This is a genomic window from Sphingobacterium sp. UBA3519 (genome assembly GCF_002377215.1).
Taxonomy (GTDB): domain Bacteria; phylum Bacteroidota; class Bacteroidia; order Sphingobacteriales; family Sphingobacteriaceae; genus Sphingobacterium; species Sphingobacterium multivorum.
This window is the reverse complement of the sequence record NZ_DFPI01000024.1, coordinates 159080-181491: the sequence shown is the minus strand read 5'-3', so window position 1 is coordinate 181491 and position 22412 is coordinate 159080. Positions and strand designations below refer to the sequence as shown.

18 protein-coding genes are annotated in these 22412 nt (G+C 40.4%); 5 read left to right on the top strand and 13 right to left on the bottom strand.

Annotated elements, in window-relative coordinates; translation table 11 throughout:
- Positions 1-2 precede the first annotated feature (2 nt).
- Genes B3297_RS13380 through rbsK form a run of 3 tightly spaced genes read right to left on the bottom strand, consistent with a single transcriptional unit; the run spans position 3 to position 3852 of the window.
- Positions 3-1004 (bottom strand): GRP family sugar transporter, encoded by a 1002-nt coding sequence (locus B3297_RS13380; RefSeq protein WP_286779018.1) that lies wholly within the window; start codon positions 1002-1004, stop codon positions 3-5.
- A gap of 41 nt (positions 1005-1045) precedes the next feature.
- Positions 1046-2911 carry a beta-L-arabinofuranosidase domain-containing protein gene (locus B3297_RS13375; RefSeq protein ID WP_286779017.1) on the bottom strand — a complete coding sequence of 622 codons (1866 nt, stop codon included), beginning with the start codon at positions 2909-2911 and terminating at the stop codon, positions 1046-1048.
- 29 nt (positions 2912-2940) lie between these two features.
- Complete coding sequence (rbsK, locus tag B3297_RS13370; protein ID WP_286779016.1) at positions 2941-3852, bottom strand: ribokinase; 912 nt, start codon at positions 3850-3852, stop codon at positions 2941-2943.
- Positions 3853-4085: 233 nt separating this feature from the next.
- Here rbsK and B3297_RS13365 point away from each other — a divergent pair, with 233 nt between their 5' ends.
- A complete protein-coding gene (locus tag B3297_RS13365; RefSeq protein WP_312352209.1) occupies positions 4086-5129 on the top strand; it encodes a GntR family transcriptional regulator in 1044 nt (347 codons plus the stop codon).
- Positions 5130-5235: 106 nt separating this feature from the next.
- Here the strand turns inward: B3297_RS13365 and B3297_RS13360 are convergent, their stop codons facing one another.
- From B3297_RS13360 to panC, 9 genes are all read right to left on the bottom strand, one after another.
- Complete coding sequence (locus tag B3297_RS13360; protein WP_046672038.1) at positions 5236-5808, bottom strand: DUF4136 domain-containing protein; 573 nt, start codon at positions 5806-5808, stop codon at positions 5236-5238.
- A 285-nt stretch (positions 5809-6093) separates the two neighbouring features.
- Positions 6094-7737, bottom strand: coding sequence for an NAD+ synthase (locus B3297_RS13355; RefSeq protein WP_286779015.1), 1644 nt, complete (start codon positions 7735-7737; stop codon positions 6094-6096).
- 940 nt (positions 7738-8677) lie between these two features.
- A complete protein-coding gene (locus tag B3297_RS13350) occupies positions 8678-9271 on the bottom strand; it encodes an FKBP-type peptidyl-prolyl cis-trans isomerase (RefSeq protein ID WP_088163059.1) in 594 nt (197 codons plus the stop codon).
- A 201-nt stretch (positions 9272-9472) separates the two neighbouring features.
- A complete protein-coding gene (locus tag B3297_RS13345) occupies positions 9473-10144 on the bottom strand; it encodes a hypothetical protein (RefSeq protein ID WP_088163058.1) in 672 nt (223 codons plus the stop codon).
- 75 nt (positions 10145-10219) lie between these two features.
- Positions 10220-10687, bottom strand: coding sequence for a thioredoxin family protein (locus tag B3297_RS13340; RefSeq protein WP_286779014.1), 468 nt, complete (start codon positions 10685-10687; stop codon positions 10220-10222).
- A gap of 14 nt (positions 10688-10701) precedes the next feature.
- Positions 10702-13038 (bottom strand): TonB-dependent receptor, encoded by a 2337-nt coding sequence (locus B3297_RS13335; RefSeq protein ID WP_286779013.1) that lies wholly within the window; start codon positions 13036-13038, stop codon positions 10702-10704.
- 374 nt (positions 13039-13412) lie between these two features.
- Positions 13413-13775, bottom strand: coding sequence for a hypothetical protein (locus B3297_RS13330; RefSeq protein ID WP_070570114.1), 363 nt, complete (start codon positions 13773-13775; stop codon positions 13413-13415).
- A gap of 120 nt (positions 13776-13895) precedes the next feature.
- A complete protein-coding gene (gene panD, locus B3297_RS13325) occupies positions 13896-14246 on the bottom strand; it encodes an aspartate 1-decarboxylase (protein ID WP_070570112.1) in 351 nt (116 codons plus the stop codon).
- Between the two features lie 44 nt (positions 14247-14290).
- Positions 14291-15151: a pantoate--beta-alanine ligase gene (gene panC, locus B3297_RS13320; protein ID WP_286779012.1), complete on the bottom strand. Its 861-nt coding sequence runs from the start codon at positions 15149-15151 to the stop codon at positions 14291-14293.
- Positions 15152-15299: 148 nt separating this feature from the next.
- Between panC and B3297_RS13315 the strand changes: the two genes are divergently transcribed.
- From B3297_RS13315 to uvrC, 4 genes are all read left to right on the top strand, one after another.
- The gene (locus B3297_RS13315; protein ID WP_070570107.1) at positions 15300-16118 is read left to right on the top strand and encodes a glycogen/starch synthase; all 819 of its coding nucleotides are present in this window, start codon (positions 15300-15302) and stop codon (positions 16116-16118) included.
- Positions 16119-16440: 322 nt separating this feature from the next.
- Positions 16441-16920, top strand: coding sequence for a 2-C-methyl-D-erythritol 2,4-cyclodiphosphate synthase (gene ispF / locus B3297_RS13310; protein WP_070570337.1), 480 nt, complete (start codon positions 16441-16443; stop codon positions 16918-16920).
- A gap of 240 nt (positions 16921-17160) precedes the next feature.
- Complete coding sequence (locus tag B3297_RS13305; RefSeq protein ID WP_286779011.1) at positions 17161-19431, top strand: penicillin-binding protein 1A; 2271 nt, start codon at positions 17161-17163, stop codon at positions 19429-19431.
- Between the two features lie 93 nt (positions 19432-19524).
- Positions 19525-21324 (top strand): excinuclease ABC subunit UvrC, encoded by a 1800-nt coding sequence (gene uvrC / locus B3297_RS13300; RefSeq protein ID WP_070570103.1) that lies wholly within the window; start codon positions 19525-19527, stop codon positions 21322-21324.
- A 74-nt stretch (positions 21325-21398) separates the two neighbouring features.
- Here uvrC and era read toward each other — a convergent pair whose 3' ends face one another.
- Positions 21399-22277: a GTPase Era gene (gene era, locus B3297_RS13295; RefSeq protein ID WP_070570335.1), complete on the bottom strand. Its 879-nt coding sequence runs from the start codon at positions 22275-22277 to the stop codon at positions 21399-21401.
- Between the last annotated feature and the right edge of the window lie 135 nt (positions 22278-22412).

Below are 22412 nucleotides of genomic sequence, written 5' to 3'. Positions count from 1 at the left end.
GATTATTTCCCTGCTTCAATGAGCAGCAGCAATCCGAGAATAAATAAGCAAAACATAAATCCGAGCCACAGCATGGTCTGTTTGCTGGCGCCTTTGAATTCGCGCCAGATAAACACACCCCATAAGGCCGCAACCAAAGTTGCACCCTGACCTAATCCATAGGATATTGCTGGCCCGGCTTTACCCGCAGCAATTAGATTAAGGGAATTGCCTATTCCCCAAATGATACCGCCGAGAATACCGACAAGGTGTACACTGAAATTACCTTTAAAATAATCGCTATAACGAAGAGGTGATCCCGCTAGTGGCCTTTTCATGAGTAAGGTGTTGAAAATAAAATTGCTCAATAAGATACCGCATGAAAAGATAAATACTGCCGTATAGGGCGTCATTTTTCCGATTGTTGGCGACTCAAAATTATTCAGGTCCATGGCGGATGCTATAAATCGATAAAATAACGACATCAACAGCCCTGCGAGCAGACTAAGAAAAATTCCTTTCGAGGAAAGTTTCTGCTGATTTTTCATCATTCTTTTATAGGCAAAAGCATTGATAACAATGGCTACCGCGATACAGGCTACTCCAGCAAATAGGAGGGATGGATTACCTTGCATTGCTGCAATATAGTTGATAAGGACTCCTAAAATCAATGCCGTACCGATACCAACCGGAAATGCAACAGCCATACCTGCCAGGGAGATCGCCGATGAGAGTAGGATATTGGCAGCATTGAAGATAATCCCACCAAGTAAGGCATTGCAAATATTGCTGCCCTCTGCTTGTTGCAGATCGGCGACAAACGGTCTGCCGAGCTCGCCATAACTGCCTAGTGTAAAGGCAAACAGTAACGAAAGGAGAAAAATGCCGAGCACATAATCCCAGTAGAAAAGTTCATAGCGCCAGCTTTTGTTGGCTAGTTTTTGGGTATTCGCCCAAGAACCCCAGCAGATCATCGTAATGATGCAGAAGATGATGGCTTGGGTATAGCTTGTTACAATAAACATGTCTTCTTGTTGAGTCTGTTAATATTTGAGAAAGGGTACTATTATCGACTTATAGCAGGAACCCAGAGCGTCGAAAAACCTCCAGTTTGACTGGCATCGGCATAAGGTACAAATACCAGCGACTGCTGCCCATTGTCTGCGGTTTTAATCTCGGTGGCATAAGCCAATGTTCCAACCCAGCCTTTCGGTAACTTGTCCTGTGCATCGGTCAGTTTGATATTGTCTTGAAGCGGATAAACAAATTTTGTTTTATCCAGCTGGAGCTGCGGATTCAGTGATTGATCTAGGGCAAAGATCTGCGGTCCCCTTTTTAATGTAAAGCTATTGGGATAAGTTTTCCCACCATTGATAATTTCTGTTTCTATATCAAAAGAAACGACGATTTTATCCTTGTCTTTCCATTGGCGCTCGATTTTTAGCAATTGATCGGGACCAGATTTATAGCTTTTGCCATTGACTGTTGCGGTATAGTTTTTAGCCCATTCCGGAACGCGCAATTGAAGTGGAAATTGTGCCGAGCCTGGAATGTGAACTTGTACAGTCGCGGTTCCCTTTCGTGGAAATTCACTTGTTAGGGTAAGTTCCAACGGTATAGTCTTTTGGGATGAAGTCTTGATATTCTCTTTGATCTGTGCCGGTTCATATAGCAATAATGTCGGGATATTGTTGAGCATACCAAAATTCAAGTAGGGGATAAGTGCTATTCCTCGTGGAACGCTGCTCAGGCAGCAGGTGATATTACAGCGGTAGGGTTTTTCGCCAATAAGAGGCGTATAGTAACTTACACAGCCAGTCTGCGGATTTTCGGCACCGAGTAGGTGGTTGTAGATCGTTTTTTCAATTTCATTATAATATTTTAGATCGCCAGTAATTGAAAAAAGCTGTGTATTGAATTGAAGCCAAGTCGTGGTAACACAGCCTTCCCCCATGTGGGCCGAGGTGTCGGCCAGGAGGTAATGGTTGTCCTGAAATCGCTCATGATCACTGGATGTACCTGTTGCAAATAATCTGTTGGCGCTGATATCATCGAAGGTGTAATTGATGACCTGAAGTAATTGACTATCCCCAGTCAGACGGTACATCTTGACCAGTCCGACGATATTTGAAAGCATCTCATAGGCTTTGGCATTAGCTACTTTATCGACGCGTTTATGCTTTAAAATGGAGTTAACAATAGCTGGACCACCTTCAAAGTCATATGCGCGAATGATGTAACGGCAAAATTCAAGATATTTTTTGTCGCCAGTCCATCGGTATAGATCTAGCATCGGGTCAATGACGGAAGTTGCGGCCATGCCGACATGCGATCCTGATTTCAGAATATTTTTTTTTCCGGGGGTATCGCCGAAAGTGCTGCAAAGGAGGTCGCCAATTTGTACAGCTGCTTTCAATGCCTTGGTATCTCCAACGGCGCCATAGTAAGCAAGCAATCCAAAGAGATCATATTTATGCACCCAGACATCCCAGGAGGTCCAACGGTTTTCAGCCAGGTAAGTGCCCAGATATCCATCTGTATCCTGTGTTTCGAGCAGGCGATGAAACATGCGATCCATCTGTTGTTTCAATCGAGGATCTTTGGTGACAAGCCAAGTGTTTGCTGCGGCCTCAAGATATTTTCCAATATGCTCACCGATCCATCGTTGTTTTCCGGGACGGTTTTCAAACCCGGCTAATAAACCTTCTTCATCTACCTGAAGCAGTCTTTTTTCGAGATTAAGCTGATAGCGATTACCCAAATAGCCACTGATCAGATCTATTTGAGGGATTTCAAGGTCGTAGCGAGAGGGCACAACATAGTCGACTTTAGGATTGGCCGCTGTGGTAATCAGCTGTGCTTTGGAATACTGAATCGAGGCAAACAGCAGCAATGCTGTAGCTGCTAAAATTAGACGAAGAGACATGATCATGTAAATAAGGTTAATAATTGATTTTCAGGTTATAAGATGTTGTATTCTTGCCAAAAAGGAATGGACGTCTGCGCTCCCATGCGGGTAACAGAGATTGCTGCAGCTTTGGAAGCTAGTTTGACTGCATCGACGATCGGCATTTCCTTGGCAACACAGGCGGCAAGGACGCCACAGAACGTATCTCCTGCTGCGGTACTGTCCACTGCATTGACTTCTTCCGCTGGAATCTGAATATAGTTATCCTTTTCCTTGAGCAGTGAACCTTTAGCGCCCAGGGTTATGATGATTATACCCGGGCACTTTTGATACAGGTAGTCTGCCGCTAGGGCGGCCTCTTCCCAGTTTTCAATCGTCATGCCGGTATAAAATTGTGCCTCGGATGTATTAAGTATGAGGATATCGACTTGTTGGAGTAGTTGATCTGTCAGGGCCTGTGCAGGAGCTGTGTTGAGTATAATTTTGGTATCATGCTGCACGGCAATGTCAATGGCCTGTTCGATGGTTTCTATTGGAATTTCAAGCTGCATAAGCAGTACATTGCCAGAGATGATTGTATTCTTAACCGATTGAAGTTCCTTGGGTGTAAGTGTCGCATTGGCTCCTGGTGCGACGAGGATGCAATTTTCACCTTTCGCATCCACGGAGATGAGGGCTACGCCAGAAGGATTTTCTTCGTCTTGGAAGATCGTGTCAACCAGAATGCCTTCTTGCTGATAATGCGCAATAGCCTGTTGACCGAAGATATCTGTGCCGACTTTAGCGATAAAAGCAACTGAGCTACGGGACCGCGCCGCAGCAACCGCCTGATTGGCTCCTTTGCCACCAGGCACCATAAAAAATTGACCACCTAAAATAGTTTCTCCTGGTGCAGGAAGATGTGCTGCCTTGACCACCATATCCGTGTTTGAACTGCCTAAAACGACAATAGTTGCGCTGCTCATAATAATTAGGTTTATACGCTGTTACTGAATTGATAACCAAAAGTACAGATTTCGTATTTCAGTTAATTATACCGGCTATTTTTTTCGTGCAGGTAAGGGCAGGATAGTTAAAGCAACATCATTCCTATTTTTTGATTTATATAAAGTATCTTAGTATGTATTCTCCGAGAGGAAATAAGACCAGTTGTAACGTATAAAGTTTTTAGCGTATTTACCATGTAGATGTTCAAGCTATGAATATGACCAATGCAATAGCTCAATTTTTAAAAATACTTGAAATAAGTGACTTTTCTGCTACGCCCAAGTATCTGCAGTTAGCCAATACAATTGTTGATGCCGTTAAAAATGAAATTTTATCGAAAGATGATATGTTGCCTTCTATTAACGAGCTGAGCGGTTATCTTGATATTTCACGCGATACGGTGGAGAAAGCATACCGTTATCTAAAACAGCAGGAAATTATCGCATCTAATCCGGGGAAAGGTTATTATATCAATAAAATAGATGTGCAGTCCAAGGTAAAGATCGCGCTCTTTTTAAATAAGCTCAGCACACATAAAAAAATTGTCTATGACTCCTTTGCGCGTGAGTTGGGTGATTATGCCAATTTGGATTTATTTGTATACAACTCGGATCTTTCTTATCTGAATACGTTGCTTGGAAGTTTGACCAAGACGTATGATCATTACGTGCTATTTCCGCATTTCAAAGAAGGACGGGATAAAGCTCCGGATATCATCCGAAAAATTCCGGCAGAAAAACTCATGTTATTGGGTCGCTTTATTGAGGATGTACCGGGTGAATTTCCAGCTGTTTATGAAAATTATGAACAGGATATCTATAGTGCCCTGGAGGAGGCTAACGAGTCATTAAGTAAATATCAGATGCTCAAATTGGTCTTTCCAGATCATAGCGATTTTCCAAAAGCTATTATTAAAGGATTTTATAAATTCTGTCAGCAATATGCATTTGATCACGAATTGGTTGCCGACCTCCATCGTGAAAAGGTTGTAAAGGGGACTTGCTACATCAACATTATTGAAGATGATCTCGTTAAGTTACTGAATAAGATTATACAGAAAAAGTTAGTCATCGGGATGGATGTTGGGGTTATATCCTATAATGAAACACCATTGAAAAAATTTATATTGAATGGTATTACGACGATATCGACCGATTTTGAAATGATGGGGCGATTGGCTGCCGAATTGATCCGAAGTAAATCCAAGGATCGTGTTGAAGTCCCATTCTATTTAAAACTTAGGCCTTCTGTATAGGCAAAAAAAACAGGCTAATCGCGCTGATTAGCCTGTTTTTTTGATAAATATTTTCTAGTTCTTTGCGTATTATGATGCAATAATCAAAGAAGCAGCTCCTTTATTCTTATTTCTTTATAGTTTTTACAGGAAACAGGTCAATAACACCTTTTGCAACCTTGCTGATGTTATTAATTGCTTTTTCGGGGTTATCAACATCGCCAGAACCACGAGCCTGCCAAATCACTGCGTTTGTTTTACGATCGATGGCTTCGATAATCAAATGGCCGTAACGATAGCGTTCTTTTGCAACTGGGTAATAGCCGCCGCCATAGTAATAAGGTGAAAACCATGGACGGTACCAACCCCAGGGGCCACCCCATCCGTAATAACCGCCGCCGCCATAGATCAAACGGCTTTTATTGTTGACAATGGTAATATACCGAAATAGTAAATCAGGATTATCTTTAGAATATTGTAGGCCCTTTGCCTCCAGCGCAGTATTCGCGGCATCCAGGATATTAGCTTTGGCGATATCGTTGTCAAAATAAGACTTCGAAAGCGAGTCTACCGGAGGTAACCAAGCATACGTCTTGAAAGGAGTAAAATCCATCTTTTCTACCCGAGTGGTATTGTATTGATAAGACGAACATGATGCGAGTGCAACGCAAAGCACCAAAAATAATAGAATCTTTTTCATCGTAGTAATTTATTTATCAACTGTGATGAATCTACCATGAGTATTCTGTCGCTGCATTGGACAACCACACTCATGATGGTTCATGGCCTATATGGAACTTATATTAATTTAACTAATTTGTTCTTATTCTTTATCCGCATACCTTTCAATTGTAAAAAATAGTACAGTTGACGGTCTTTATGGCAATTGTTTTTTTATCGTCTGGGATGCTGCCATCCTTTTTGATTTTACAATCTATTACTTTAGACAAAAAACTATAAATATGGTTTAATCCGAATTGTAAAATTAATAGGGATATTTTGCCACCAACGGAATCTGCCTTCCTGGACCAAAAGCTTTTGGACTAATACGCAGGATGGGAGGAGCTTGAAAACGTTTGAATTCCGCATTATTAACCAATTTACATACCCTTTCTACTAACGATTTTTCAAAGCCCATTGCTACAACCTCAGATCCCGCTTTCTCATTTTCGATGAGTTCAAAGAGGATTTGATCCAATAGATCGTATTCCGGCAGCGAGTCCGAATCTTTTTGATCTGGCCGAAGTTCCGCAGAAGGCGCTTTTTCAATGGTATTGACTGGAATGATCTCCCTTTCTCGATTGATATAGCGCGCTAAATCATAGGCTTTGGATTTGTAAACATCACCGATTACAGAGATGGAACCTGCCATATCACCATAGAGTGTACCATATCCTACAGCAGCCTCACTTTTGTTGGATGTATTGAGTAAAATATTGCCGAATTTATTGGAAGCGGCCATCAGAATTACCGCACGTGCGCGCGCTTGAATATTCTCTTCAGTCGTATCTGGCTGCAGCCCTTCAAAAAGAGGAGCTAAACTATGTTCGAAGGCATTGGCAATATCTTTGATCGGAACGATATAATGTTTGCAACCGGTATTGTTGACAAGATCCATCGCATCTTTTATCGAATGGTCGGAAGAGTAGACCGATGGCATCAGTATGGCTAATACATTATCGGCACCCAGGGCCTCGCAGGCCAAAGCAGCAACTAAGGCCGAATCTAGCCCACCGGACAAACCTAAAACCGCCTTCTTGAAACCAGATTTTTGAAAATAATCACGTAGCCCGAGGATCAATGCATCATGTATAAGAGCCATCTCAGCAATAGACTCTTTCGAAGATGCTGTGGTGGAGGTTATATTTTGTTGATGATAGGTGACAAATTGAAGATCTTCTTCAAAGCTTTTTAGTTCAGCAATTTTTGTTCCTTCATTATTCAGGGCGATTGAGCGGCCGTCAAAGATAATATCCATGTGAGCGCCAATTTGATTGACATAAATTAGCGGTCTGCCAGACTTTTTTACCTGTTGGCTGAGGACCTTGATCCGTTCATCAAAATGGGTATAGGAAAAAGGGGATGCCGCAATATTGATGAGGAGGTCTGGATTTTCTTTTCTCAGCTCTGCCATGGGGTCACCAACGTAAGAGTTGCCCCCTTCGTCATCATCCCACAAATCTTCACATATGGTTAAGGCGATTTTTACGCCGTTCAACTCGATACAATCAAAACGTCTGCTGGGTTCAAAATAACGATATTCATCAAATACATCGTAATCGGGCAAAAGGCCTTTTTTAACAATGTTTCGGACTGCCCCATGCTCAATAAATACAGCGGTATTATAAAGCTCTTTGCCCTCAGGATCACTGTTTTTTACTGGGGCTCCGATGATACAGGCGATATCCTGACAATGAGCAGCAATTTGATGAATAGCTTCATCGCATTGACGTTTAAAGGCCTTACTCCGCAAAAGATCCTTGGCAGGATAACCACCAATTGCGAGTTCGGCGAAAATAATAAGATCGGCCGTTGCTTCTTTGGCCTGTTGGATCGCGCTAATTATTTTTTTAGTATTTGCTTCAAAATTACCGATATGGTAATTCAATTGTGCTAAAGCTATTTTCATATGCTATTAATCGTCTAACTAAATAAGATACCAATTGATGTCGGATCTTCTCACAAATTTATTTCTTTTTTTTGATACTCAGACCGCCCTTGGTCGAATAAAAGCGCTAAATTATCTTCCGATCAATTGAAGAACATCGTATTACCAGCTATGGCCTGTAAGTGGAATGAATGCACAGTGAGTCCATGGTGAGCCGATCTGTTGAGCTGCTATCGTTTTAGATGTATGTTTTTTACAACGCGGGACGGTATTGAATGTGCTAAATTGTTTTAACATAATTTTAACAACGTTAAATGCTGTTAAATTTCTTGACATGAAAGCAGATCTGTAGTACCTTTGATATATCAAAAGAAACGAAAGATATTTAAAAATAATATATAAAGAACTTTTCATAATTTAGGTTAATAATTGGTTAGGTAAAGCTCGGAGTTCCCCACTTCGAGCTTTTATTTTTTCTAGACACCTGTTTCAAGTCGTGTTTCAATTTCCTTCTTTGTTTAATTAATTTAAGGTATTGTTTATGGATCATACTATTGTCGCACAACAGCGATCTTTTTGTTACGTAAGTATAGCTTCTACTTTTTTTCTCTTTTATTTTTTAGCGGCAAATTAGGATCAGATAGTGATCAAATTAACTCTTTTGACAGTGCTTATTCAGTGATTGTTCAGTGCTTGTTCAGTGATTGCTCAGTGTAGACTGAATGATCAATGACTGATCACTGTTTAAAAAGCGATTGAAAATTGTTATTAGGTATAAGTTGATATGAAAATATCAGTTTTAAGATCTATCTTACTTTTAAGTTTTGGATAATTTTGCTAGCATATAAAACTATCGTACAATAAACACATTAATTGTTGAAAACCTCATTGAACTAAAAAGCTCCTATAATGATGTCATTTTAGGAGCTTTTATGCTTTATTGCTTCAAGAGAAGCTATAATTATTTGATATCCGTTACTTCAATCACAAAATCCAATGGCGAGTTTGCCGGAATAGTTCCCACAGCCTGGTTTTGGTATCCATAAAGGGAAGGTGCCATGATGTGAATTTTACTGCCCTTTTGTAGACCTTTTTCCGTTAAGCCACCTAATTTCATGTCACCGATTTTTTGCGGAGCAAATGCGAAGGTCCAAGCAGGAATAATGGTGCTGTAAAATGGATATTGATAGCCTGTGTTTGTGATGATTTCAAATTCTTTGGCAGTATCAGTTTGATCAAATACACTTCCACTCAATAATTTTCCAACGTATTTTACAGTCGGTTTAAATTTTAAGTATTTGCCATTTAATGTGTCAACCACTTTATATTCATAGTTCCCTGTTCCTTCGGCAAGAATTTCATACCAAATTCCTGTTTCGCTGTTGTATTGCGCATCAGGGTAATTTTGGCTAACGTAATTTTTAAGTGTTACAGAATCCGTTTTAAATTGTGCATTCGCATCATAAACCGGCGCATCGTCGCTTTTGTTACAGCTGATAATAAGGAAAGCGATTGCTGCAATTCCCATGAATAGTGGTGATAACAGTTTTTTCATTATATTTTTTTTTGGTTTTTCAAGGAAAAGCTATTTTCTTATGAAAGTAGCTTTGCAAATGTATATTATTTTTTCTTCGTTAAAGGTTTTCGCTATAACAATTAACATTTTGATACATTAATTTACACTTCTGAACGTGTACTTACAAAAAAGCCATTCTCACTAGGAGAACGGCTTCGATGAATGCATTGTTTTTATTTTTTATTTAACAGCACCAACAGCTTTTAGGTCGATGGTGTATACTACTGGTGTATTTTTAGGAACAGTTACCTTTTCGCTTCCTGTTGTATATTCTACTTGATCAAAAGAATAGTAAGAAGGAGCAATAAAGCTTATTTTGTCTCCTTTTTGCAATCCTTTTTGTAATAAACCTTCAAATCTTACATCTTGACCTTGGATATTAATAATGGTAGGAATAAATGCTTGCACCCATGCTTGGCCATAAGTTTTTATGGCAACGCGAATGTCGTCATAAACTTTAGGAACACCATCTGTATTTTTGTCGAACACAGTTCCATCCATCAGTTCGCCTTTGAAGTTTAAGGTTGCAGACCACGCGTTTGCTTGTGGACCATAATAGCCGATACTTCCTGTATAACTATATGGTGTTGAGTTATCTGTTGCAAGCTCTACTTTGTACCAGATTCCTGTAGAGTCGGAAAACCGTGCATTTTCTTTCCATTTGGTTTTGGCGTATTGCTCTAAAAGAGGTGCTTGTATTCTTAATAGGGAATCCCTGCGTGCTTTTTCTTTTCTAGCAGCTTCTATTTGTTGTCTATTCAATGCATCATAATCGATATTATCTTTATTACAAGCCGTAAAAAGAACCCCCAGACACAAAAACGCCATTAATAATTTCGTGATATTTTTCATAATTTCTTAAAGTGTGTATTAATTATAAAATCCAAAACGCAGGAATAATGGAGTTCGCTACAAGTAAATGTTAAATTATTCTAAAAAAACGGCTAACTCCTTTGAGTTCAGGTATTTTTGTCGTATACTTTTTAGGCGAAATTCACTGTCAAAACGTAGGAGAGTTGGGAAGATCATTTTTCTTCCTTGTAGCAATTGCAAAGCTAAAGGATGGTATTGTCCTGTTTTCTTTCTTTTGCTTAAGGGCCTCCATATACTTTGGTCAAAAGAAATGTCTTGGATAGATTCTGCATCTAAATGAACGGCGTAATAGCGCTCATTGATTAAACGGACAATCTCCTTTTTTGTAAAGATTTCCTGTTCCATTTTCCGGCAATAGCTGCACCAATCCGTATGAATAAAGAGGAGCGTTTCGCGCGGAGAAACATTCAGGAGTGAATCCAGTTGTGCAAAATCAATCCAATTTATCCGCTCCTGTCCTTGAGAACAGAGCGGATAAAAGAATAGTATCAATAGCACATATATATTTTGGAAATGCTTCATATCCCAAATTTGTCTTAATGAAAATGACCAACACGAAGGCCAAATGTAAAAGTTCGAGGGCGTGTTGGACCGTAGATATAATCTGAATCACGTAGCGCTCCCTTGTCGAAGTCCTTCTGAAAAGCATTGAACATGTTTTGTACACCCCCAAAAATTTCGATGCTGAAATCTTTATGTATTGGAAAGGTATACCCTAAGCGGAGATTTAATTCCACGAAGTCCCGGGCATTTTTAAGGGTCATTACATCATGTTGGATATGTGGAACAATCATTTTTCCCGTGTACACGCCCGTCAGATCGATCGCAAATTGTTTGGTCGCTTTCAGGTTGCTATTCATATAACCATAGATATTTGGCGTACGGACATATTTCTTGGTGAGGATGTCCTGCCCGTCTTCTTTTCCTGTATAGATGAGTTGGTCTTTCTTATAGCGTGAGCGCTGGATCGTCCCACCGGTTTGGAAAGAAAACCAGGAGGATGGCGCGATATTGATTTCAATATTGGAACCGTACACCCGGGCTCCTTCACCATTTTGCATTTCCTGGATAATCAATCCATCTTTTTCAGACGCCATGACGTTGACAAACTGATTGTTTAGATCCGTGTAAAATCCTTCCACGAGCAAACTTGTTTGTACATTTCCAAAATTTTTATTGTAGCTAAAAGAACCTGTATAGGCATTGGAGTATTCGGTTTTCAGATTTTCACCGATCAATACAAATACTTGGTTTCCGCCAATGGAAGTGACGTGCATGTCCTCATTAAATGCTTGTGGTGCACGGAAACCCCGTGCATAGCCTCCTCGAAATTGAAGGTCTTTTGTGATATCGTATAAGATGGTCAACCGTGGGCTAAAGGTGCCGAAGCGCTGATCTGAGTTTCGGTTTATACCTGCGAGACTATATTTACCGTCAACATAGGTGTAATCGTATCGCGCTCCGATTAACGTTTTAAAATTGCTTAAAGGCTTCCATTCGTATTGAGCATAACTGCCTAGTCCTTTATTCTGCTGATCAATGATTCGTTTATACCCTGGTATTTCATCCTGGGTATTGTTGTATGAAAACTCCACTCCGGCCGTAAATACATCTCTTTCAAAATTGTAGGTATATTGTCCCCCAGCAACTAGCGCAATATCATTTGTTTTTCCATAGGCATTTGCTGCTAATGTGCTGTCCGCAAGGGTTGTTCCGCCCCCAAGACCGCCATAGTAGCTGTCGCGAACAGTTTTCTGTACAGAGCCATACAACGACATTTTTTGCTTATAATCTGTGGAATAGTGATCGTATGTGATTCCGCCAACAAGCGAACTGGTTTCCAACTGCTCGGTGATCTGCGTCAGGTGCGGTACTTTATCGAGTTGATCACCACCGCGGCGGAACTCATTTACGGTACTAAAATCAACCGTTATCTTATCCAGGTCACTCGGTTTGTAAAATAGTTTTGTGCCGAACGTGGTGTTACGAAGTTTGGTTATTTCCGAAAAACCATCGCCATTTGCATCGTAAGCTTCACGATTACGGTGCATACCGTAGAATGTAGCTCCTCTTTTGAGGTCTTCCGAAACGGTGGAGGTATTAAAATCTACAGTATTATCCCAGCTTTTGCCGCCAATGAGTGAATTGGTGGATTTTACTTGCCAGTCGTTTTCTACGGGATCTTTTGTAATAATATTGATTGTTCCAGCGATCGCATTGGCACCAAATAATGCCGAACCTCCGCTTCGAACAACCTCAATACGATCGATCATACTTGTTGGAATCTGATCCAATCCATATACGCTATTTAGCGCGGAAAATACCGCCCTACTGTTGATCAATATTTGTGAATAGGGGCCTTCGAGGCCATTCAGGCGGACTTGTGAAAAGCCGCAATTCTGGCAATTGTTTTCTACCCGTACACCCGGCTGATAATTCAATGTTTCCGACATGGCAACAGATTGTGTCGCATTAAATAATTTAGGCCCTATGACATTGACAACCACGGGGGCGTCCTTACGTTTGACGCCATAGCGTGTAGCCGAAACAACGACCTCATCCAAATTGAGGTTGTCTTCTTCCAGTTGAATTTGCAAAGGCGACTTCAACGTGTCTAAAGAGATGACTTTGCTGAAGGAGCGATAGCCCACTGCCGATATATTTAAGGTTACTTTTTGCGTTGGTATGGCGGATAGCTTAAAGTACCCATTTGGATCGGATGTAGTGGCGAGCTTGCTGTTTTTTAAAGTCAGTGTACCAGAAGGAACCGCCTCATGGTTTTTGTTGAATAAGTAGCCTTCAAGTTTTGACTGGGCGTATATAGTGGATGTACCAGCCAGTAATGTGGCCAGTAAAGTGTATTGCTTTAGCATCGTAATTTTATGAAAATTTTAAAAATACAGGCCTAGTATAGCATGGTCTGTTCCTCGTTATGAACGGCGTTCAAGGCATTGCGTCTTATCGGAAGCAGGGTAATAGCTTGTTTCCGACAAGGTAATGTATGCCGATGAGCTCACTGAAACCATCGTAACAGTATTCAGCGAAAGTTCGCTATTGTAACAGGGACAATTCTCAAAGAAGAGGCAAATAAAAATGGTATCAAAGATGATATATTGATAGCGGTATTTCATGCTGTCGTTCTGGAGCCAAGCGATTTAGCACATACGTAATCTCTTACTTGTTTGCACCAAGTTCGTTTGATCGTTATGGAACCAGGGACAGGCCCTCGAAATCTTTGATTTTTGGTTTATGCTAAGCTGGGGGGACCACGTAAGTGGTAATGATCGATCGTTGTGGTAATCGCCTCCGGACAAAATGAATTATAATGCTCTTCTTTTACTTCACGCGGAATAGGAAGTTCAAGGACGGTAAATTCGGTTTGTACGTAGGTATTGTGATAGATGACATTGAGGTATTCGATCTGGTCATCTGTTTCTTGCGGCTTTTGTTTTTTTGTAAAATCATAAGGGTGGGTGTGCATGACAATTTCACCGGTTGATTTTACCTCCTTGTGCATAAAAACAACACCCGAAATAATAATCAGCGACATTAATACCAATTGGCATAATGCGATAAGCTGACGTGGGGATTTTGTTGTTTTTCGGTACATAAAAAAGCGCTACTTTTTAGGGTAACGCTTCAAAAATACGATTTTATTTTGTGAGTATTCGTGATCTACTCATTAAAAAAATATGAATTAGCTATATACTAAGCTTAACTTGCTTCCTGATTATTTAATCAGATGATTGTTGTCGTCTGGAAATACAACGGAAGGTTTAAACTGCTTAGCTTCTTCAAAGTCCATGTTCGCGTAGGAAATAATGATGACGATATCGCCAACTTGAACCAGGCGAGCCGCAGCACCATTCAAACAGATAATACCTGATCCACGTTGACCTGGGATGACATATGTTTCAAGACGGGCTCCATTATTGTTGTTTACGATTTGAACTTTCTCGTTAGCGATGATATTTGCGGCATCCATCAAATCTTCATCTATTGTGATACTACCCACATAATTCAATTCCGCTTGTGTGACTTTAACGCGGTGAATCTTGGATTTCATTACTTCTATTACCATGGCGCAAAGGTAGGGCTTTCTGCTGAATTTGAAAGATTTGTCAATTAATTTGACAAATTATTCAGAATCATATTATCAATCAAACGGACACCTTCAACCCAGGCAGTAACAAGTGCGACATGCTGCTTGCTGAAATCGATGTGGTTGACTTCTTTTAATGTTGAACTTTCACATAGCGCAAAGTATTCAACGCTAAGCCCATCGGTGTCTGTTAAAATCTGTAAGGCTCTGTCTTTTATTTCCGCTAGCGGGATAGCGTCCTGTATATGATCTTTTACATATTGCAGCGAACGGGAGAGTGCCAAAGCCGTTCTTTTCCCAGCTTCACTTAAGCGCGCGTTTCTAGAGCTCAGTGCTAGGCCGCCTTGATCCCTAATGATAGGACATATCGCCAATTGAATCGCGAGATCCTTCATGGCTATCATGCGTTTAATAACCATGACCTGCTGAAAATCTTTTTGTCCGAAACAAGCAATATCCGGTTGTACCAATGTAAATAATTTATAGACCACCTGGGTGACACCTTGGAAATGGCCAGGGCGTTTTTCACCTTCCCAAATTTGGTCCAGTTCGCCAAGATCGAGATGCCAGACCTCATTTTTATCGGGGTACATCTCATCAACGCTTGGTAAGAAAAGAATGTCACAATCGACGGATTCCAGTAATTTGATGTCGTTTTCGATGGGCCGTGGATATTTTTCGAGATCTTTCGGATCGTTAAATTGTGTGGGGTTAACAAAAATGCTGCAAACACGAATATCACTGATTGGTTTTGCATAATTTAATAAGGATAAATGTCCTTCATGTAAAGCGCCCATCGTAGGGATTAGGGCGATTTTTTGACCTGTTGATCGGGCTTCTTGCAGGTATGCTTGGAGAGATGCTTTCGTTTTGAAAATTTCCACTTTGCTATTTAGTTTTTTGTTGGCAAAGGTGCATAATATTTTGGGAATATAAAACGATGATTAATAGTAAATTGCATAGTAAGTATTTTTTTCGTACCTTTGTAGACCGATTTTACTGTTCGAAAATAATAAATAAAAATAACTGGAGATGGCAAAAACGAAGATATTGTTTATTACTCACGAGATGTCGCCTTTCCTCGAATTAACTAAAATTTCTGAAATTACACGTCAACTTCCGCAAGCGATGCAAGAAAAGGGTTTTGAGATCCGGATCTTAATGCCGCGTTTTGGGAATATCAATGAGCGTAGAAATAGATTACATGAGGTTATTCGTCTTTCAGGCTTGAACATTGTTGTGGATAATAATGATAATCCGCTAATTATTAAAGTTGCTTCATTACCTGCGGCCCGTATGCAGGTGTATTTCTTGGATAATGAAGACTACTTTCAGCGTAAAAAAGTTTTTAGTGATGAGCATGGCGAATTCTTTGCAGACAATAATGAGCGTTCGGTGTTCTTCTGTAAAGGAGCGTTGGAAACTGTGAAGAAATTAGGATGGTCCCCTGATGTAGTACACTGTCATGGATGGTTCTCTGCTTTGGTACCGGCTTACGTGAAGACAACTTATAAAGACGATCCTACATTCAAGGATGCAAAAGTGATGTACTCTTTGTTCAATGAAGAATTTAAAGGTACATTAGGTACGAAGTATGCTGAAATGGCGCCAGAAGGTTCCTTTAAAGCCGCAGATGCGCAGGTGTACGGTGATGGTAGTTATGAGGCGATCTACAAAGGTGCTTTGCATTTTACCGATATGGTGGTTGTCGCTGACGAAAATGTCAACACTGAAATAGTTGATTTTGCTCGCTCAAAGGATATTCAGGTTTTTGAGCCTAATGGCGATCAGGACTACGATGCTTTTGGAGAAGTGTATGATCAGTTTGCGCCCGAAGAAGTAGAAGCGTAAGCTTTACTTTTCGAAGCGTTTCGAAAAACAAACAGACAATAATATAAAAAAAGGCTATTCTCAAGGATAGCCTTTTTTTATGCGTCTTTTTTTTCATCCGGTCGAACCGTTATTGCAATGATTTTCGTTGCGCTACCTACTGGAAACCTTTTGTCGCGGTAAATGTAGCTGCGAATTGTTATCTTCGCAGTAATCTGTCATTGTTTTTAGCTATTCATACCAGGAGATTTCCGCGAAGATAAATCGGGTGTGATCTATACCTCATAGGTTAGGTTATCAAATAGCATACATTGGCTGTATTTTATTGTATATAATTCGTGTCATGAAAATTAAGGTAGGATTTGGATTTGATGTCCATCAGATGAAAGAAGGTCATCCATTTATTGTTGGTGGAGTGCAATTGGAGCATCATGCTGGTGCCTTTGGGCATTCTGATGCCGATGTGTTGGTCCATGCGATATGTGATGCCATTTTGGGCGCCGCCAATTTAGAAGATATTGGCTATCACTTTCCAAATACAGATATGCGCTGGAAAGGCATTAGTAGCTTATTATTGTTAAAAGAATGTATGGCGCTGATTGCTGCGAAGGGATATACGCTTGGCAATATTGATGCGATGCTGTGTCTGGAAGCTCCTAAGATCAAACCCTATATTCCACAAATGAAAGTTAAACTGGCTGAAGCAACGGGGTTGGATATCGACGACATCTCTATTAAAGCAACAACAAATGAAACGATGGGATTTATCGGTCGTCAGGAAGGGGTGGTTGCCTATGCGGTTTGTTTGATTGAACGCGCGTAGTTCGCCTCAATATTTTCGCGTTTAAATTCTTGCTTTTGGCCCAATTAGTAATACCTTTGCCAAAGTAGGGATTCTTGGCACACTATCTGATAGAGTGAGCATTAATGTCTTAATTGAAGTCTTTAAAGATCGAAATAATGCCGTATCCAAGTTTGCAAAACACGACTGTGGCTGGAAAAATGGGCTATGCATTGCGGTCTTTAAAATGAATAATATTTACGTCTGAAATTTAGTAAATAGATGAAACGAGTATCAAAAAAAAATCAACTTACTGAGGCTGATGTCAAGCGGTATACGATCAATTTTTGGAAAATTATCGTCGGGATCGTCGCGATAGGTTTCCTTTTTATATTGAGTATACGTCTTGGCGTATTTGGAAAATTACCCTCCTTCAGTGATTTGGAAAACCCCAAAAGTAATTTAGCTTCCGAAGTTATCACGGAAGATCATAAGGTATTGGGAACCTATTATGTCCAAAACCGCTCCAATGTAAAGTATAGCGAATTGTCTCCTTATTTGGTCAAAGCATTGGTTTCGACAGAGGATAAACGCTTTTATGATCACTCTGGTATAGACTACTTACGTACATTTACAGTTATCTTTCACACGCTGACCGGTAACAAACAGGGGGGAAGTACAATTACACAGCAGCTGGCACTTAATCTATTTTCGGATGGACGGCAAAAGAATTTTCTAAAGCGTGTCATCCAGAAATTTCAGGAATGGATTACAGCTGTTCGCTTGGAAAGAAATTATACCAAAGATGAGATTATTACCATGTATTTTAACACGGTAGACTTTGGTGCTTACAATACATACGGAATCAAATCTGCAGCGCGGACTTATTTTAATACGACTCCGGATAAATTGACAGCTGATCAAGCAGCCCTTTTGGTGGGGATGCTGAAAGGACCTGGCGTATATTCTCCTGTACGTTATCCTCAAAATGCAATGAAACGCCGTAATACGGTGTTGAATAATATGGTTGCCGCAAATTTTATTTCGGCTGAGGAGGCTACAAAAGCAAAAGAAAAACCACTTGGTTTAGAACTTAAGATCGCAAATTACGGTGAGGGTTTGGCGCCATATTTTAGAGCGGTATTAAAGGATGAAATAAAAAAGGAATTTGCAAAATTGTCCATCACCAAACCAGATGGCACACCTTATGACCTCGATCGTGATGGATTGAAAATCTATACGACGATCAATATGTCTATGCAGCAATATGCAGAGGATTCGCAAAAAGAGTGGATGAAGCAACTGCAGTCTAAATTTGCCGCGCAATGGAAAAATAGGGATCCTTTTAAAGGGGATAAAGCCAAGCTGCTCGTTAGCGGAATGAAGCGCTCTGACCGTTACCGTATTTTGAAAGAAGAGGGCTTGAATGAAGACGAGATAAAAAAGGCCTTCAATGTCAAGGTTCCGATGAATATATTTACATGGAAGGGAAGTGTTGATACGATGATGACGCCAATGGACTCCATTAAGTACAATAAACTCATGTTGCGCAATGCGATGATGTCTATGGAGCCGAAGACCGGACATATCAAAGCCTGGGTTGGAGGTATTGACTTTGACCATTTCAAATATGATCAGGTAAAAATGGGTACGCGTCAAGTCGGATCAACAGCGAAACCATTTACGTACGCGGTGGCGATTGACAATGGTTATTCCCCATGTTACAGTATTCCCAATTACCAACAAACTTATAACGGATGGACACCAAGAGGAAATGCACAAGGTGGAAACCCGATTACCTTAGCGAAAGCATTGGCTTATTCGCAAAACTATGCAACGGCCTATCTGGTGCACGAAGTTGGTGCTGCGGAAGTAGCTGCATTGACAAAACGGATGGGTATAACAAGTGATGTGCCTAATTATCCATCGATCTCATTAGGTGCTTATGAAGCGTCGGTCTTTGATATGGTGGGTGCTTATTCGGCATTTGTGAATCAAGGAACTTGGATTGAGCCAACAGCGATCTTACGGATTGAAGATAAAAATGGTACACCGATCTATGATAAAGCACCAAAGGTCGTAAAAGCCTTAAATAGTGAATCCGCTTATATTATTGTTGATATGTTGAAAAAGGTGGTATCCCAGGGTACGGCGAGACGTATTCAATGGATGTATAAGCTCACAAATCCAATTGGCGGTAAAACAGGTACAACCAACGATAACTCTGATGCCTGGTTTATTGGTATTACACCGGAACTGGTTACGGGTGTTTGGACTGGTGCAGAAGATCGAGGCATTAGTTTCGACAGGATGGAGTACGGACAGGGGGCTGCAGCAGCGATGCCAGTATTCGCTTACTACATGCAGAAAGTGTATAAAGATTCAAATTTGAAGTATACCAAAGGTGATTTTGAGCAACCTCAGGGAGGGCTTACCCGTGTCATTGACTGTAATCAGTATTGGGGCGGTGGTGGCTCTGATGTCGAAGATGGGTCTACGGATTCAAGTGGCAAAGATGCGACTAAACTAAAAGATGATCGCTTAGGTTTCTAAGTTATTTTAACGAATACCATTGGGCCAGACAATAAATTTTTTCGAGATTTGTTGTCTGGCTTTTTTGCTGAAGGTGTTTGATATTGGAACATAATGGACGTATTTGACTATAGAGAAGAATTAAAGAAGATACCGCATCGACCGGGAGTCTATCAGTATTTTGATAAAAATAACGAACTGATCTATATCGGTAAAGCGAAGGATTTGCGTAACCGGGTCGGTTCGTATTTCGTTAATGAAAATCAGCTGAATGGCAAAACCCGTGTTTTGGTTCGGAAGATCAACCGTATATCTTTTACTATCGTTGACACGGAGATTGATGCGTGGTTGCTTGAGAATTCATTGATCAAAAAACACAAGCCCAAGTATAATGTTCTGTTGAAGGATGATAAAACCTATCCATGGATTGTCATCAAGAACGAACCTTTTCCGCGGGTTTTTTGGACCCGACAATATATCAAGGATGGATCCCGTTATTATGGGCCCTATCCTTCGGTGGGGATGATGCATATTGTATTGGATCTGATCCGTGAATTGTTTCCCCTCCGTACCTGCAATTTGGCCCTAACACAGGAAAATATACGGAAAGGCAAGTTTAAGATCTGTCTCGAATATCAAATTGGAAATTGTAAGGGGCCCTGTGAAGGGTATCAGTCCGAAGACGACTATGATCAGAACCTGAGTGATATCAAGGATATTCTGAACGGAAAGATTGCTGTGGTGACCAATCGTTTAAAGGAGAGTATTGCTACCGCAGCAGCAGCTCTGGATTTTGAAAGAGCGCAGTTAATTAAGGCGAAGCTGGATAAGCTGGACAATTACCAAAGCAAGTCTACAGTGGTCAACTCATCCATTACAAATGTGGATGTATTTAGTATTGCTTCAGACGAGGGCTACGCTTTTGTCAATTATCTGAAAGTCATGAATGGTGTTATTATTCAGACACAGACGCTCGAAATGAAGCGGCGTTTGGATGAGAGTGAACAGGAGCTTTTGGCCTTGGCCATACCGGAGATTCGGGAACGCTTCAAAAGCCTTTCGCGAGAAATTATCGTACCCTTTGAATTAGATATTGAAGAGAACGAACGGATTCGATTTACGATTCCGAAGCTGGGCGAAAAGAAAAAATTGCTGGAGTTGTCTCAAAAGAACGTGGCATTTTTTAGAAAAGAGCGTCTGTTGCAATATGAAAAGCTTAATCCTGATATTCGGACCGAGCGCATCTTAAAACAGATGCAAAAAGATCTTCGTATGAATGTGCTCCCTCAGCATATCGAATGTTTTGATAACTCGAATATTCAGGGGAATTATCCTGTATCGGCTATTGTTGTCTTTAAGGATGCAAAACCTTCGAAGAAAGATTACCGTCACTTTAATGTGAAAACAGTTGAGGGACCCAACGATTTTGCCACGATGGAGGAAGCTGTTTTTAGACGCTATAGGCGATTATTGGATGAAGATCAACCTTTGCCGCAGTTGATCATTATCGATGGCGGAAAAGGGCAGCTAGGCGCAGCCTTAAAGAGCCTGCGCTTGTTGGGGATAGAGCGAAAAGTAACCGTCATCGGTATTGCCAAAAGACTGGAGGAGCTATTCTATCCAGGTGATCAATATCCACTTTATTTAGATAAAAAATCTGAAACCCTCAAGGTCATTCAACATCTTCGGGATGAGGCACACCGCTTCGGAATCACTTTCCACAGGAATCAACGGAGCCGGAAGACCTTCGTTTCAGAGCTGGAAAACGTTCCGGGCATAGGTAAAACAACCGTTGAGAAAGTATTAACTGAATTTAAATCGGTGAAAAAAGCGAAGGAAGCCTCAGATGAAGAGCTAAAAAAAGTGCTTAATCTGAAACAGATTAAAGCACTTCGTGAATATTTTGCAAAGTAAAAATTTACAAGAAGAACAATTCGTGTAGGGGAGGTCGGTATAAAAAGATCTCTGTACGAACTCTTCAATGCGGATTAATCGTCGTACCCGAAACGTTTAAGGTAGTTCTTTTTACTTCTCCAGTCAGGAATTACCTTAACAAAAAGCTCGAGAAATACTTTTCCGTCGATAAACTCTTCAATATCCTGGCGCGCATAGGTGCCGACTTTTTTGATCATGGCTCCTGCTTTTCCAATGATAATGTTTTTTTGAGAGTCGCGCTCAACAATAATTTCGGCAGCAATACGTGTGATATTTGCTTCTTCTTTGTAAGATGTAACGATTACTTCTGTACTGTAGGGAATCTCTTTATCGTATAGTTTGAATACTTTTTCACGAATCATCTCAGAGACAAAAAAACGCATGGATTTATCCGTTAACTCATCCTTTTCATAATAGGCTTCGTGAATAGGTAATTTATCCTTAATGTAGTGCATCACGGCAGCAACATTATGATTTAATTTTGCTGAAATCGCAAAAACGGTATCCGGATTTAATTTTTCCTGCCAAAATTCAATCTTAGCCTTGACCTCTTCTTCCGAAGATTTATCAATTTTGTTGATAAGCACGGCAACAGGGGAATTTGTTTTACGCAATTTCTCCAGGACATCGTTCTCATCGTATTTTTCGTGGATATCTGTCACAAATAAAATAATGTCTGCATCGATCAACGATCCTTGGACAAAATTCATCATCGATTCTTGCAAAGAATAGTTTGGTTTGATAACACCAGGGGTGTCCGAAAACACAATTTGATGGTCTTCATCGTTTACAATACCGATAATGCGGTGTCTTGTCGTTTGCGCTTTGGGTGTAATGATAGACATTTTTTCACCCACTAAAGCGTTCATTAGGGTGGACTTACCAGCATTTGGCTTTCCGATGATACTTACGAATCCTGCTTTATGTGACATTTTTCTAAATTTTATTAGGATTACAAAGAAACAAAATATATCTTTGTACTCCAATTCGGAAGGATCATAATCTTGTTTTTTCAAAAGAAAAAAGCAATTTTGTTCAAAAATATATTGCGGGGTGGAGCAGTTGGT